The 15,371-nt window shown below is 38.7% G+C and carries 12 protein-coding genes; 2 read left to right on the top strand and 10 right to left on the bottom strand.

What is annotated here, in order from left to right:
* Positions 1 to 8 precede the first annotated feature (8 nt).
* Genes WBF63_RS08755 through WBF63_RS08745 form a run of 3 tightly spaced genes read right to left on the bottom strand, consistent with a single transcriptional unit; the run spans position 9 to position 2,850 of the window.
* The gene (locus WBF63_RS08755) at positions 9 to 260 is read right to left on the bottom strand and encodes a hypothetical protein (protein WP_424369334.1); all 252 of its coding nucleotides are present in this window, start codon (positions 258 to 260) and stop codon (positions 9 to 11) included.
* 42 nt (positions 261 to 302) lie between these two features.
* Positions 303 to 1,331: a nitroreductase family protein gene (locus WBF63_RS08750; RefSeq protein ID WP_424369333.1), complete on the bottom strand. Its 1,029-nt coding sequence runs from the start codon at positions 1,329 to 1,331 to the stop codon at positions 303 to 305.
* Position 1,332: 1 nt separating this feature from the next.
* Entirely contained in the window at positions 1,333 to 2,850 is a 1,518-nt protein-coding gene (locus tag WBF63_RS08745) for an oligosaccharide flippase family protein (RefSeq protein WP_424369332.1), read from the bottom strand.
* Positions 2,851 to 3,275: 425 nt separating this feature from the next.
* Between WBF63_RS08745 and WBF63_RS08740 the strand changes: the two genes are divergently transcribed.
* Both WBF63_RS08740 and WBF63_RS08735 read left to right on the top strand, forming a co-directional pair.
* Positions 3,276 to 6,596 carry a T9SS sorting signal type C domain-containing protein gene (locus WBF63_RS08740; protein WP_424369331.1) on the top strand — a complete coding sequence of 1,107 codons (3,321 nt, stop codon included), beginning with the start codon at positions 3,276 to 3,278 and terminating at the stop codon, positions 6,594 to 6,596.
* Between the two features lie 2 nt (positions 6,597 to 6,598).
* Entirely contained in the window at positions 6,599 to 6,874 is a 276-nt protein-coding gene (locus WBF63_RS08735) for a hypothetical protein (RefSeq protein ID WP_424369330.1), read from the top strand.
* Positions 6,875 to 7,500: 626 nt separating this feature from the next.
* On the opposite strand, the gene WBF63_RS08730 is transcribed toward WBF63_RS08735, so the two are convergent.
* The 7 genes from WBF63_RS08730 to WBF63_RS08700 all read right to left on the bottom strand — a co-directional run bounded on the left by WBF63_RS08730 (position 7,501) and on the right by WBF63_RS08700 (position 15,369).
* On the bottom strand, positions 7,501 to 7,752 hold the full coding sequence (locus tag WBF63_RS08730; RefSeq protein WP_424369329.1) for a hypothetical protein: 252 nt from the start codon (positions 7,750 to 7,752) through the stop codon (positions 7,501 to 7,503).
* Positions 7,749 to 10,577 carry a choice-of-anchor J domain-containing protein gene (locus WBF63_RS08725; protein ID WP_424369328.1) on the bottom strand — a complete coding sequence of 943 codons (2,829 nt, stop codon included), beginning with the start codon at positions 10,575 to 10,577 and terminating at the stop codon, positions 7,749 to 7,751. The genes WBF63_RS08730 and WBF63_RS08725 overlap by 4 nt, the downstream gene beginning before the upstream one ends.
* 422 nt (positions 10,578 to 10,999) lie before the next feature.
* Positions 11,000 to 11,608 (bottom strand): DUF4254 domain-containing protein, encoded by a 609-nt coding sequence (locus tag WBF63_RS08720; protein WP_424369327.1) that lies wholly within the window; start codon positions 11,606 to 11,608, stop codon positions 11,000 to 11,002.
* A 118-nt stretch (positions 11,609 to 11,726) separates the two neighbouring features.
* Positions 11,727 to 11,906, bottom strand: coding sequence for a twin-arginine translocase TatA/TatE family subunit (tatA, locus tag WBF63_RS08715; RefSeq protein WP_424369326.1), 180 nt, complete (start codon positions 11,904 to 11,906; stop codon positions 11,727 to 11,729).
* 34 nt (positions 11,907 to 11,940) lie between these two features.
* Positions 11,941 to 13,548, bottom strand: coding sequence for a murein hydrolase activator EnvC family protein (locus WBF63_RS08710; RefSeq protein ID WP_424369325.1), 1,608 nt, complete (start codon positions 13,546 to 13,548; stop codon positions 11,941 to 11,943).
* Positions 13,545 to 14,351 (bottom strand): DUF4292 domain-containing protein, encoded by an 807-nt coding sequence (locus WBF63_RS08705; RefSeq protein ID WP_424369324.1) that lies wholly within the window; start codon positions 14,349 to 14,351, stop codon positions 13,545 to 13,547. The genes WBF63_RS08710 and WBF63_RS08705 overlap by 4 nt, the downstream gene beginning before the upstream one ends.
* Positions 14,344 to 15,369, bottom strand: a complete 1,026-nt coding sequence (locus WBF63_RS08700) for a sugar nucleotidyltransferase (protein ID WP_424369323.1) — start codon at positions 15,367 to 15,369, stop codon at positions 14,344 to 14,346. The genes WBF63_RS08705 and WBF63_RS08700 overlap by 8 nt, the downstream gene beginning before the upstream one ends.
* Positions 15,370 to 15,371 lie beyond the last annotated feature (2 nt).

The following is a 15,371-nucleotide window of genomic DNA, read 5'->3' as shown; positions in this document are numbered from 1 at the left end:
CTTTTAATCTAAATGGTTTTTAATCCTAATTTTCTTCTTACAAGTTGAATACGGTGGTACCAAAGAGTTTTTTTATTCAGATTATTTTTAAGAGGTTCCATATAATCTTCAAACTTCTTATAATCTTTATATTTCAACCACACTTCTAAACTTTCTCTACGCATTTTTCTCCTTTGTTTTTGAACAATATTGTATTCAATTGGGGCATTTGTTAAAAATCTTTTTCTTTTGCAAAGCATAATTTTGAATAATTCCTCCATAATTATGCCCTAAAGGCTGCGTGAGTATAGCAATTTTCTTTTTCATTTTATTACAATTAATGTTTCCTCGACAGGTCTGCGTTTAGATAGCGTGGTATTAAAATTCTCAACCGCCTCTCCAATGGGAACAAAGCATATAATTTTTTCACTCTCCGGTATATTTATAATCGGTTTCAATCGTTCTTCATCTTCTTTTGTTTTTCCCCAATTCGCTGGGCAATTTCCTATTTTTAAATAATGAAGTGCGTACAATAAGTTCAGCAAATATAGACCACCATCTATATAAAACTGATTGCGTTCACCTACTGTATAATAAAATTTCCTATCGTTTGTGACAATGAGCAGTTGTTGTACATTTTCGGTATAACCTACAAATCCACCCTGTACCTCCAATAGTTTATCTATTTTGTTTTTATCTTCAATGAGGTAAACATTTGATGCTTGTCGGTTGCAAACAGAGGGAGCGGTATTGGCAATTTCGATAGCATTTTTAATGCGTTCATGACTTATTTTTTCACCGGTAAAATTTCTGATAGACTGCCTTGATTTTGCAAAATCCGCAAAGCCTTTGGATTGAACATCTTGGTAAAAATCATTTTTGCTCCAAGAATAAATACCTGAAAAACAATCATCATAACCGTTTTGCAACACTGACTTATAAAAATCATATTGGGCTTCTGTATAAAACTCAGAGATATCCAGATTTTTTTCTTTATGTAATTCATAGTATTTACAAATTACCTGATAGCCAACTTTGATCTGGGATCTATGGACATTTTTTATGATATCTTGATCCTTTAATATTTTATGGAGATTTAGAATCCTGTATTTGGCAAAACCCGGTTTCATCTTTTTGAATAACATTCCTTTTTCAAGTGAATGATAATTCAAGATCAAATCGGCTTCTTTGTTTTTTAGATCCTCTTTGGAAAAGGCTGTGGCATATTTTTTATAAAGCCGGTAATCATTGTAAAAGTTCGAAATCAAATACCATCTTTTTCCAATTTTAGTTCCAGAAAAGTTAAAATACCACAAGTATAAGGGTCTTAATATTTTTTTTATTCTATCCATTTTATCTCTTTTTAACAAAGGTAATCAAGGCTTTTCTTTCATTTGGTTTGATACCAATAAAAAGAATACCCATTCCGGCAATTAACAGATATAATATACTCTGAGCGATAAATTCTACAAAATTTGTAGCTTGTGTTTTAATAAATAAATTTTTTAAAATTTCTTGTGTTACTATGGCTGATAAAGCCGTTAGTACAATTGGAAAAATCACATTTTTTATAAATACAATAGGTTTAAATCCTAATAAATTCTTCACAAAAAACATTCTGAAAAGAAGCGTAAGAAAAGTCACAGCTATCAGCACGAAATATACACTTTCAGGACTCCCGCCCATCCTTAAAACTAAATAACAAATGGGAAGATTTAAGAAGATTAAAGTTCCTATAATGATTTGATAATTTTTGATTTTTCCTGTGGCTTGTACGGCTATAATTAGTGAATAGGATATACTGTCAATCATCAGATAAATAAAAGCAAGTTGTATAAATATGACGGAATGTTCTGGCACTACGGTCAACCATAGATTCAAGATATACTCCGTATTTAAAATGATAGGAAACGACAAAATAAAAAACAGGAAAAAGGAAAGTTTAGAAGACCTGAAAATCAATAATTGCATCGCATTTAAATCTCCCTTTGCATAGTTTTTAATGATTTGGGGGTTAACAGCTACCTGAAAGTTGGTCACAAAAGATTGAACCGCTCCTTGCACTGTAAGCGTAATTCCATAAGCTGCATTTACCACAGTTCCGAAAAATAGGTTAAGCACAACATTGATCCCCTGACCTCTTGCAACAGCTGCAATGTTTCCAAATAGACTCCATCCCGAATAACTCATCAACTCCCGATAATACTCCTTATCGTATTCAAATTTATACTTGCTTTCTTTAAAATGCTTTCGGCAATATACCTGATAGATTACCCTGATGATAAAGGAAACTACGAACGTAAGAATGGCATAAGTAATCAGTTTATCGCTTCCGAAATAGACAAGCATAAAAACAATAATCAATTTCAAAATCACTTCCAAAATACTGACGTAGGCATAGACATTCATACGCTCCCTTGCGATGATCAAGGCATTATAAGGCACCTGAATTATCCCCAATAAGAAGCTAAAAACAGAAAACTGATAGACAACATTCACGGCAAAATTCCTCTCCGGTGGAAAAACCATTTTATAATTCACATACCATAAACCAATCGTTTCAGCTAGAATCAGAACCAATAAAGCAATCCCAGCATGAATACTTAGGGTTGCGCTAAAGGTTTTTCTTAGTTTTTTTTGATCGCCCTTCCCAATATCAAAAGATAAATACCTTTGGGTAGCAGAGGACATTGCGGCATTAAAAAAGCCAAACATGGCTACAATTCCACCAACCAGAGAGTATACACCATAATCCGACACTCCCAATTCTCGAAGTACTATCCTTGAAGTAAACAAAGATACACCCATTACCAGAATCATCCGGAAATACAGGAACAAAGTGTTTTTTGCTATGGTTTTGGAGCTTGACAATAACAGCTTATTAGAAGCTGCAAAATTAACCCAATTTTTATTGTGGAGGTGTTAGCGGGCTGTTAATTTAGCCACCTTATGCAACTATAACTTCAAAAGGACTTTAAACGAAAAGACATGTTAAAGAAATTTAAAATTCTCACAGAAAACCCATAAGAAGCCTGTAGGCTAGACTTGTTTGGCCGTATCTAATTCGCTAAATGTTAAGACATTCTGAAAAAAAGTTTTTTTATTTTAAATTTAAATATATATTTGCAGCCTTAACTCCATTCTAATTATAATCCATCATGACTAAATCTATCTTCCTCAAGATCTCACACTATCCTTTAGAAATACAATATAGCGGACAGGACACCTAACCCCTTTCCGTAATCTTTTTGTATCCTTTATTTTATCCTAAGTAAAATAATCTAATCCCTTTTCTTATGAAACTACAATCCCCTATGCGGTATATTCCGCTGGCTTTAACGGTATTTTTATATCTATCGAGCTTGGTTCTTGCTCAACAAACTACCTTAGTTGGTTATAATTTTAACGACCAAAATTTAAACCATTATACGCTCGATGGCTCAGTGGTTCAAACACCTCCTACTACCCTCAGTTTTACTGATAACGGAGGCATTCCAACCTATCAGTTAAATGGAAATTACAGGTTACAGACTGACAATACAGACGACTTTCTAGAACTTAGGATTAATACTACAGGACAGTCAAATATGAGTATAAAGTTTGATGCTAATCTTGTGGCAATTAGTCTTGGTTTATCATTTAATGGAAGATGGATTGTCCAATCTGATAGTGGTTCAAATGGAACGACTTGGACACAGATTGGAACTTCTGCAACCATGAGTGCTGGAAACCTATTCTTTTTCACATGGGAGGGAAACACAAGCGCATCTATTCCTGTTCCTCCTGCATCAGAAAACCAAACAGAAGTACGGTTTAGAATACGTCCTCAAGGAGGAGGTTGGGGAAGCTTTGCCTTCCGTATAGACAATTTAAGGATTGAAAAAGGGACGCCCAACATTAGTGTTTTTGCCAATGGAAATACTAATACTCCATTGCCGCATAATGTTGAAGCCTCCATAGCCTATGATACAGATTTTGGAAATGCGGTTACGGTTGGATATTCTGACCCGAGCAGTTTCTTTAGAATACGCAATCTGGTGAGCAACACCACGGGTGCGCCTAATTTAACCATCAACAGCATTAGTGTTACCGGAACTCATGCGTCTGATTTTGAAATATTTAATCAGCCCGCCCTACCAATTACGGTTCAACCCACTACTGATGCTTCTTCTACAACTACAGGTTTTTATCGACAGTTCAGAGTAAGGTTCACTCCGACGGGTGATGGATTAAGAACCGCTGAAATTCATATCAATTCCAACGGGAACCAAAGCCCTTATATCATTAAAGTAATGGGACAAGGTGCGAGTTGTTCTCTGTTTACAACCCCCTATGTGGTAAATGAAATCAACCCATTAATATCGAACCCCACGCTACCATCCGATATTAATTCTTCCTGGATTATTAGCGGGACAGCTTCCGGGAATGACCTGTATCCCAGAAACCCAAACATTATTTCCTTGCCTACCTATTCGCCGGGTCCGCCTAATGATAATCAGTCTGCTTGGATTACCCGTGGTGAAAGTCGAACCGTAGAATTTGGAGGTACGAATGGAATCGATGTATCGGGCTTGAAAGATGTGAGTATTGCTTTTAATATTGGAGCGTATTCTACTTTACAAGGTTCCAGTAGTGGCCCTGATTACTCAAGTACTATTACACTACAGGTGGAACACAATGGAACGTGGACTGATGAAGTGATTTTAAGGGGTCGAAACAACAATAGCGGATATAATTACGTCATTGACGACCCCCTTTCCGGAACTAATTATTATGAGAAGGTGTATTCAGGCTCATCCACTACCATTACAAACGGGCAAGGTGGATTAAACCGTGTACAAACAATCAGATTAAATATCCCAGCATCTAAAATAAGCAATGACCCCACGTTGAAATTTCGTATAGTAGCCACAACGTCTAGTGATAGCCGTATTTGGATTATAGACAATGTACGAATAGATGTAAAAAATTCTGAGTTTACGGAAAAAACGGCTAGTGGATGGACTAATGGCACACCTGATGCCAATAAAAGAATGGTGATTCCTTCTGGAAGAACATATGATGTGCCTCAAGCTACCGGATTGGAAATCTGTGAATGTGAAGTAAAAGCCGGAGGTAGGCTTAATGTAGGAGCCGAGTCCAATCCTAGTTTTCTACAAGTAAGAGGAAAAATCATAGTTGAGGAAGGTGGGGTTTTGGAAGTGCGTACCAATTCCAACCTGGTGCAAATAGAAGATGATGCGGTAAACAGCGGTAATATCATTGTCAACCGTCATGTCAGCAACGTCAAGAATAATCTGGTTAGCGGGATGGATTATATTTATTGGAGCTCACCGGTGAGCGGACAGCAATTGAAAGCTTTTTCTCCAAATACACCGAATAATCGTTTTTATCGCTATGAAGAGTCCGATGATTATTTTTATCCGGTCAATCATTTATCTAATTTTGAATTCGGTAAAGGCTATGCCATCCGTGCAGAGGATGGATTACCCAACCCTTACAATAAAACCTATCAATTTACCGGGGTGCCCCATAATGGTACCCAATATGACCAAGAAAATCTGAAGTTTATAAAATCAGCAGATGGGAATGGTTATAATCTGATTGGAAATCCATATCCTTCCAATATCCACGCCGACGACTTCCTAACGTCTAATCCCGGTGTTTTTCCGACAGTTTTCTTCTGGCAAAACAATGTTTACATTGCACACCAGCAAGGATCGGGGTATTATGGAAGCAATTATGCGGTTTACAATTCGGGTTCAGGGGGCGTTCCCGGTACTTATGATGCCAATTCCCCTATTGTTACAGATGGTACAATCAAATCTACCCAAGGATTTATCGTTCAGGTGAAACCCGAAGGCGATGGTGATGAAATCATCTTCAAGAACAGTATGCGTCGAACAGCGAACTCCGGTACTTTTTATCAAAAATTTGGAGGAGAAAGAGACCGCTTCTGGTTAACGCTTACTAATTATGATCATCAGGTCAATACTACGTTGATCGCTTATATACCGGGTGCAACAGATGGTTTCGAGCAAGATTTTGATGTTGAAGTTTTTTCTGAAGGTTCAGATGCCATTTATACCGTTTTGGATGATCAAAAATTAATTATCCAAGCTCTGGAACACCCTATGAACTTATATGATGTCATTCCGCTGGGTGTTAAGCATTTCTCTGATGGGAAATACATCATTTCACTTCATGAAAAAGAGGGGGTATTTAATGGACAAAAGATTTACCTAAAAGATAAATATCTCCATGTCACCCATAATTTATCACAAGGTCATTATGAGTATGAAGGTTTGGCAGGAACCTTTAATGATCGTTTTGAAATCGTATTTGCGAAAGGTTCTTTTACTGATACTGCATTTGAGAATCCTATCAATAAGATTGATCTGCAGAAAATTGATCATCATATCGTGGTCAATTCCAGTATAGACGCTATTACCGGTGTTGAGGTATTTAACCTTTCCGGATGGTCTATTTACCAAAGAAGCGATATCAATCAAAATGAATTCAAGATCCCCTTGAATGCTTTTTCCAAACAAATTGTGGTAGTAAGGGTTCAAACCGAAACGGGGGAAGTTGTAACGCAAAAATTTATTCTAAAATAATAATGAAAAGTATACTGAGTACAGTGTTCTTATTGGCTACGGTTTTATGTTTAGCACAAGCTTTCAGCCAATTTGAGACAACGGAAGAGCCATCCCAAAACATTGAATTTTTTGCACAACACCATTATGAAGCCGACCAAGCTACTTATGCCTTGGGTGGTCCCGGTGGTCCCGGAGACCCGCCCCTACCGATTGATGATTGGTTGGCTTTGCTGCCTTTGTGCGGTGCTTTGATAGGTGTATATTTTATACAGAAAAGAAAGAAGAATCTGGCCTAAAAGAGCGAGGTTTTTCATGTAGGGATTTTGAGTTTTTTTTGGATTTCAAGGTTTTACAAGGTTTTGGATAAAAAATGCTTGTGATTTTTAACAGGTTTTCAGACTTCATGCGTGAAGATGAAGTCTGTCCATGGAAGAAAACAGGTAGTAAATTTTAAAAACGAAATAAAATTATCTAGCTGTGTTACAGGGAATTAAAAGGATTTAATTTGTATAGATTGCCATTTAATTTTAAAGGTTAAAAACGAAAGAATAAAAAAAGTTAAAATCGGAATGATTTTATGAAAAGTGAATATACCAAGATCTTGGTATTGTCATAGCTTAACTATTGCCCTAAATTTGCACTACGGAAAAGCATCTACTTTTCCAGGATTAGGTTAGTTAGGAGGTACCATCGCTGTTATCAGTGATGGTATTTTTTTTGGGAGGGAGCTGTTCTTAAACTTGGTGATAGCGGGTTGGGATTTTCAGCACTAAACTTCATTAGATGCAGAAAACTTGAATTTAATACTTCACTGTCATAGAAGCACGAAAGTTTGATAGAAGCTAAAAGTTATTTTCATTGGTTAAACAGTCTCATCAAATTGCTCTCATATTGTCCACCTGCTTCAATTCTAGTTATGTCATCAAGTCCAAGTAGAAGGATTTTCTACCGGATCACCGGGGTTTCCAGCATCCACTTCTATATCGGGCTCCGAATATTCATACGCCCGGTTAAAAAAGTCAAAACCCGTTTCCTGATTATAATCCTGATAAGTTGTCTCCTGAAAAAATGTCTGAGACTCCACCGGGTATTCCCCTTCATCGTACTGCTCAAAGAAGTTTTGTCCGAATGCTAAATTCCCGGCCAGAAGTACTGATATGATAAGCCCTTTCATAATCCTGATTTTAGGATTAGCTTCTCTGAAATTATCTCTCCCCCTGCTGTTTTCAACTGTAAGAAAAGAATCCTCTCAGTCCAATCATGGGTAGGTATATTCAGATTAGGAGCATTCACATCGGCATTCCGATAGATCATCCGACCCGAAAGGTTGTAGATACTGACTTCGTTTATTTTCTCATTGGCGCGAATGATAATCTGCCCGTTTCCTTGGGTAATGCTGATCTGGTTCTCAATTGCCGGATTATAATCTCCGGGGTTATAGAGAATCTCAAAGCGGTCATTGAAGATTCCGCTTCGGGTTTTGAACTCATAATCCGATTCGCTGAGGTTATGAATATTGTTCAAATATTTGTCTTTGAGGTAAACATCCTGATGGTTTATAAAAATACCTCTTCTGTGAACCAGCCGTATCTTATAGAGGCCAGAACTGAAGGTTTTAACTCCCAACGGGACGACATCTTCCGTTCCGAAGGGACCTTTTCTTCCCTGAATGCTGAGTTTAAAGGTATCTTCACTCAGGGTATAAAGATTGTCCGATACATTTTCATTGAGAACCTTTGTATCGAATCTCTCTAAACTGTTTTCAGCTTCTTCAAAATAGCCTAGTAAAATCTGAATGTGCATACCGCCGGGACTGACCATATCGAGCCAGAATTTGTCCTCCCTTTCCCGATCGCCGTCCTGCGTATTGTTTTTATAATAAGGTGCTTCACCATCAAGCGGATTGATTTTTACATCGCTGGTGCGCATAGAATTAGAGAATTCAAGTTGTTTGGGCGTACCGGTTTGAGCCTGAACCAGAAAACCTTGTCCGGGTTTTACAATTCCATTGGGGATTTTGGCAGTATTGCCACCCTCTGCTGCTAAGCCACCTGAGCTAGCATTGTAAATGGCATAATTATTACCCATGTATCCCGAACCTTGTTGGTTAAGGATAGTATTATTGGTATTATCCCAGAAATAATAAGATCCTTCAAAGGCATCTGAATTATTTCCGAAATTATAAAGCTCAACCAGATTGAGATTGGACGGATAGGGATTCCCGATGAGGTTGAAACGATTGCCATCCGTTGCCAGGGTGATGGTATTCTGGGAAGCCGTGGCGGATTCATTATGAGGTACTCCCACGAAAGTGGCGGTGACATCGGGATGCATACTACTGGAACCCTTGATGGAATATCCGATTCCGAAGTCCGAAGTAGGATTGGATGAGGTCGTCAGTATGGTAAAATAATCGTCCCAGGTATTATAGGTCATAATCCTGTTGGTAGGGATATCGGGATAAAGCTGATAGAGTTCCTGATCAACTACGGGTGATGCCCAATAGTTGTACTGGTCAAAGGGCACTCTCGCTTCCCGCTCGAGGGTGATTTCACCGGTATTGGATACAGGATTAATCTGAAGGAGATTGGCGTCGGATTCGACGATGAAATTAGCTGCCGAAGCATTATTTATAATGGCACCTTCAATTGTAAGTGCAGCATTCGCATTGATAGCAATCTTGGCAGAAGGTTTTATTTCGAGCGTTTTGGCTATCGCATCTGTGACTTCTATCTCAGGAAAATGAGGAACCCCCGCTGGAATAATTACATCTCCTTCGATCGTCGGAACTTTTTCCAGTGTCCAGTTCTGAGGGTTTGTCCAGTCTGTACTTTCCGAACCGTCCCAAATGAAGGCCAGAGGTTCACATACCAGATGAAATACGAGTTCATCGGCATCTGTCGATCTCCAGACTCCGGAAGTATTTGTGTTGGCAAATGCATCGGCACCCCATGCTGGGCTTCCTGTAAATTCCCATGCAAATGCGTCTGATTCTATTTCAATCCAGTAAGTGGTATTGGGGTTAAGGTTTAATGGTGTATCAAAACCAACCGTATATTTCACAAAATCATAACCAAAATTATTACCGGTAAGCTGTTCTCCAAAAATAATGCCCGTCCGAGTTGCAATCAGAGTGCCGGGAAGTCCTGCATTTTCAGTATAAATTTGAAAGTTAAAATAAGTGGCATAATCTAGTACCGTTGGTGCAATTCCATAAACAGTTAAGCCGGTATCACCTACGCGAATATCGGTTGCGAGCCTTTGAGTTGTTTCTCCCTGGAAAACCAAACCGTTTTCAAGGTCATTAGACAAGATCTCTATCTCTTCACAATCTTCCAAAGCCCTGTCAACTTTGAAAGTATCAATACCAATATAATCTGAATTTGATCCCAAAGGACCTGCCGATGTTACGTAATAACGAAATCCGATGTTCATGGCTACCGGAGTGTTGCCCACTCCGGAAACTATAATTTCATAGCGAGTCCATACCGTGGGATAACTTAAGTCATAGTCAGGATTGATATCCAGTAACAGGTTTGTAAAAGAGCCCACTCCGGTTGGTCCGACCGGTACAGTGACAGATCCTGTGCTGGCTCTTACCTGAAGACGGTCATTGTATGCTGAGGCTGTTTTGCGGGTATAAAATGAAATTCGGTCACCGTCTTTCAAATTTAATACAGGCGTAATCATCCAATTGCTGATGGTTCCAGTGCCATCTGTTGTATTATTATAATTAGCTGCTATATATGAATCTGTAAAATCTCCAAGATGAGCAGGAAAAACAGTTGGGTTTCCCTGAAACCAATCTGTTGCACCAAGAGGATTGCTGAGATTGTAAAAGCTCCAACCATTTAGTATCATGTTATTTTTATCATCAAATCCTTCTTGTATTAAAAGCTGTGCTTCTGTTCTGGGGTTTATGAATAATAAAAAGAGGAGTCCAAAACAGACTTTTTTGATAAGGTAGAGTTTTTGATGAAAACTTAGTTCTGAATTCATAATACGAGTTTTAGTAAAGAGAACGTCCATGGCAGGGTAGCAAAAGCTGTCCGTAAGACTGACTAAAAAAAAGGGGATTATTTGTTTACAATAAAAGAGCAGTAAACGAAAGACTCAATTTGCCATAGGAAGGCAAAAAGTAAGGATCAGGCTTTAGATTAACTAAATTACGAAATAATTTGAATAATTGATGATTTCTTAACATTTACTTTGTGAAGATTCTTGGAGGAGAAGGGCTGTCAAAGATTTTGATAGTTCTACCCTAGCCCTAAAGGGAATCTATCAAAATCTTCTGGGAAATTGATTATTCGCCCAAAACCACCCTTTAGGGCAGGGGAAAAGTTTTGGGGGAATGATTTAGAAAGGGAAATTGATTTTCTTAAAGGAAATCTATCAAAATCTTCGGATTCAACCTCTAAGTTCTATTTCCTTCCTCTGAGGACCGGATTCAATTCGTCGTCATTGTACATCTTCATCTGCTTATAGACTTTCATGTACTTACGTCCGGCTGCTATATCTTCAATCAGTTCTTCAATCGCTGTGGATAGATCATTATGTTGTTCCAGAAGTACGTTTAATTTGGCCTGACATTGGGCAATATGTTCCGGAGAAGCATCTGTACGGTTGGCTTCTTCGTTCATATGATAAACTTTCAGGGATAAAATAGAGAAACGGTCAATTGCCCAGGCGGGGCTTTCCGTATTGATTTTGGCGTCTGGCTGAATTTCAACGTCTGCATATTTCTGCAGAAACCAACTGTCAATATATTCTACCATATCGGTACGCTCTTGGTTGGATTTATCAATCCATCTTTTGATGCGAACTGCTTCAATCGGATCGATTTCCGGATCGCGGATGATGTCTTCTAAATGCCACTGAACCGTATCGATCCAGTTCTTTTTGTACAGTAAATGTTCGATGAGGTCGGACTCGCTGTAAGGATTATTGATTTGCGCGTTTACATCGTTAGTGATATGGTAATCGCGGATGCTTTGGTTGAATATTTCCCAGGATTTTTCTGTAAACTTCATATGATTCTGATTGAATGAAGGAAATTCCCATAAAGAAATTCCCAATATTGGTTAACCGAATAAAAAGAAAGGCAGAACTAATCTACCTTTTATTCATTACTATAATTCAATAATTGATTTATTGAGGGTTTTCAGTCTTGCTGTCCGCCTTTTTCGAGTCGTCGTCTTTGGTCGCATCTTTAAATTCTTTGATTCCGGAACCAAGTCCTTTCATCAACTCAGGAATTTTTCTTCCTCCAAATAAAAGCAGGATGACCAGAACGACTATCAATATTTCCCATCCACCTAATTTTCCCATGACTTTAAATTTATGACTACAAATTTACTGAAAATTAATTACCACCCAACCAAGATTCCGGATTTTGTGTATTGGATCCGTTTCTTACCTGGAAGTTGAGTATGGTATTGCCCATCTCATCGGTATAGATTCTTCCCAGATCCTGACCGCGTTTTATTTTGTCACCTTTCTTCACCGAAACGAATGATAGATTATTATAAACCGTATAATAATTTCCATGACGCAAAAGAACCGTACGGTTTCCACCCGGAATGGAAATTACCTGTGAAACTTCACCGTCAAATACCGCTCTCGCAAAGGTTCCTTTGTTAGTAGCGATGTCCACACCGTCGTTATTTACATCAAGTCCCAGTAGCGGATGTTTCCCCGGCCCAAACTTTCCTACAATCTGACCGCGGCTTACCGGCCATGGAAGCCTTCCGCGGTTGCTGGCAAATTCGCCCGACAATTCAGCAGAATTACTTTTTTCGGCATAAACCGTTTTCGGTGCTTCCGGCACCGGATTTTCCACCGGCTTTGGTTTTTCCACTTCTTTGACCACCACTTCTTCAATCGGCTTATTGGCCGCTGCAGCTTCCCTTTCTGCTCTTTCTTTCTCCAATCTGGCTGCTTCTTCGGCTGCTTCAAATTTGGTGATTTCAATGCGTGCAGTGGAGGCAAATTGCCCTTGTGGGAAATTCTTTAAATAAGTTTGATAAGCCTGCTTTGTGTGATTCCCACGCGCCGTCTGCCAACCTTTGTTGTCCGCTTCCAGCTGGGCTATGTTTTTTCTGGCTGAATTCGAATAATCCCCTGTCGGCCATTCGTTCAGATAAGCCTGGAAAGCTGCAATCGTATTGGTTCTGGCGGCTGCATCCCATGCCTTTTTATCTTTCTCTGCCCTGATTTTGGCCAGACGGATTTCTTCTTCAATGATGTTTTTAATCTCCGAGTCAATCTCTTTTTGTTCGCGCTGTTTGGCCGCAATCATCTTTGTAATCTCTCCAGCATTTTTCTTGTATTCTTCAATTACCTTTTGTTTGGCAATTTTTTCATTGCTCAATTCATCTGCAATCACAGATTGTTGTGCAATGACTGATTCTTTTTCTTTCTTGGATTTCTCACGGGCTGCCTTTTCACGTTCTATGTCCTTGGTTTTGGCCATGATTTCATCGGCCTTGCCTAACTGATAATCCGAATATCTCTGCAAATATTTAATCCGTCGGAATGCTTGCCCCAAACTTTCTGACGAAAGCACAAAAAGAAGTTTATTTTCTACGGATTTATTTTTATAAGCCTTGACCAAGATGTCTTTGTATTCTTTTCTCAACTCCACCAACTCACGGCTCAATTTGTTGATTTCCAATTGCGTAAGATAGATTTCATCTTCAATATATCTTTTTTCCTTGTTCAAACCGCTGACGAGTTTGGTCTGGGCATTGATCTTACTGTCCAGGTTTTTGATATAGAGCAATGAGGTTTTGGACTCGCTCTGGTTGCGCTGCAAATCCTTATTCAACTCAGAAATATCTTTCTTGAGTGCATTGTTTTGTTTCTGTAATTTTTCTTTTTGTTCTTTTAATTCCTGCTCCGTAATCTGAGCACTTGCCATTCCGGCAAAAATCAGGGTAAACAAAAAAGTGAAAAACAGTCGTTTTCTCATTTTAGCAATTTGTTAGGTTTGTAACCGGAAGGAATTTCAAAAGGTGTCTGGCTTTCTTCAAAAGTAAAATTATTGTATTCGAGTTCTACTTGTTGCGTTTTTTTGTCTTTTACCAAAACTTTAACATTTTTAGGAAAAAACTGTGTCCCGACTTTCTGCCATCCGCCATAGGAAATCTCTAATTCCATCTGTGATGCAGGATCTTTCAGATAAGCATTCATCAATCTGAAATTTGAATCCAGCGTATAAATCTGGACATATTTCCCTTCCTGTGGGCTTCGTTCAATCCGGTCATTTTCTTTATAAGTCAGGACATAATTATTTCCCTGTATTTCCGAATTAAATTCCGAAGCTTTCATATCCACAAATATTTGTCCGAGCAAAAGGTTCTGAAGTTTTTCGTAATCAATGAAATCTACTTTCAGGAGATTATTGAAATAAGAGAAATCTCCGTCGATATAAGTTCGTTCCAATTTTTCATAGGCTTTGAAACCATCGGGTGTTATTAGGGCACGAGCAGCGCTGATTCCGAATTTTGAAACATTTACCCATATTTTCTGTCCGTCTCTGATGTAGATTTTCCCATTCAGTCCCACCGAAGTATTGTCAATATCGGCATTGATTCTCGAATTGATACTCAGGTGAACAAATCTGGGTTTTTGTGCCAGCGCATTCTTCACGATTGCTGAAGTTTTCATTTCTTCGGCACTCGTGCCTGTTGCTCCTTTTTGTGTACTACAAGAAGCTATTACAAAAAGAAAGGCTGTCAGGAACAGATATTTAAAATTCATTGGTTTACTCATCTTTGTTTTTAAAATCCAAAACAGAATAATCACCCAGGCTGATGTTTCTTGAAACACCATAATATTCGGCGTGATTCCCAATCATTGAACCTGTAAGATTTCCATGGTCAATGACGCTGTTTTCTTGAATTAAGCTATTGTCAATATTACTGTTTACAATTTTTGTACCGTTGCCCAATGATACAAAGGGACCTATTTTGGAGTTTTCAATCACTACATTCTCGCCGATGAAACAAGGCGGAATAATAAGTGAATTGGTAATTTTTGCTGAAGAAGGGATATTGGCAAATTCTTCTTTTTCATATCCCAGAATCTTGCCATTGGTCTGCACCGTAACTGCTTTGTTCCCGCAATCCATCCATTCGTCCACCGGACCCAAAGTAAATTTCTTTCCTTTGGCACGCATATTCTCCAAGGCATCTGTCAATTGGTATTCACCACCGTTTCCGCGGATGTCATTTTCCATGATGTGACGGATTTCCTCGCGCAAACCTTCTCCGTCTTTGAAGAAATAAATCCCGATGATCGCCAGATCTGAAACGAATTCTTTTGGTTTCTCCACGAAATCTTCAATCACGCCATAAGCATCCAGTTTCACCACCCCAAAAGCGCTCGGATCTTCCACTTTCTTTACCCAAACGACTCCGTCTGAATTGGTATCCAAATGGAAATTGGCACGGAACAGCGTATCGGCAAATGCCACCACAACCGGTCCCGAAAGTGAATCTTTGGCCATCCAGATGGCATGCGCCGTTCCCAGCGGTTCATCCTGATGGTAAATACTTCCTTTCGCACCCAAAGTTTCGGCTATGCCCAAAAGTTGTTGCTCTACTTCCGCACCGAAATCACCAATGATGAAAGCGATTTCTTCTACTTTTTGATCAGAAAGTTTGGTAATATCTTCTGCCAGTCTTTGTACAATCGGTTTTCCACCAATTGGAATTAAAGGTTTTGGAACTGTTAATGTATGAGGTCTTAAACGAGAACCTCTTCCGGCCATAGGTATGATTATTTTCATTT

Source organism: Moheibacter sp., from assembly GCF_049672845.1.
Taxonomy (GTDB): Bacteria; Bacteroidota; Bacteroidia; order Flavobacteriales; family Weeksellaceae; genus Moheibacter.
This window is presented reverse-complemented; position numbering and strand designations above follow the sequence as displayed.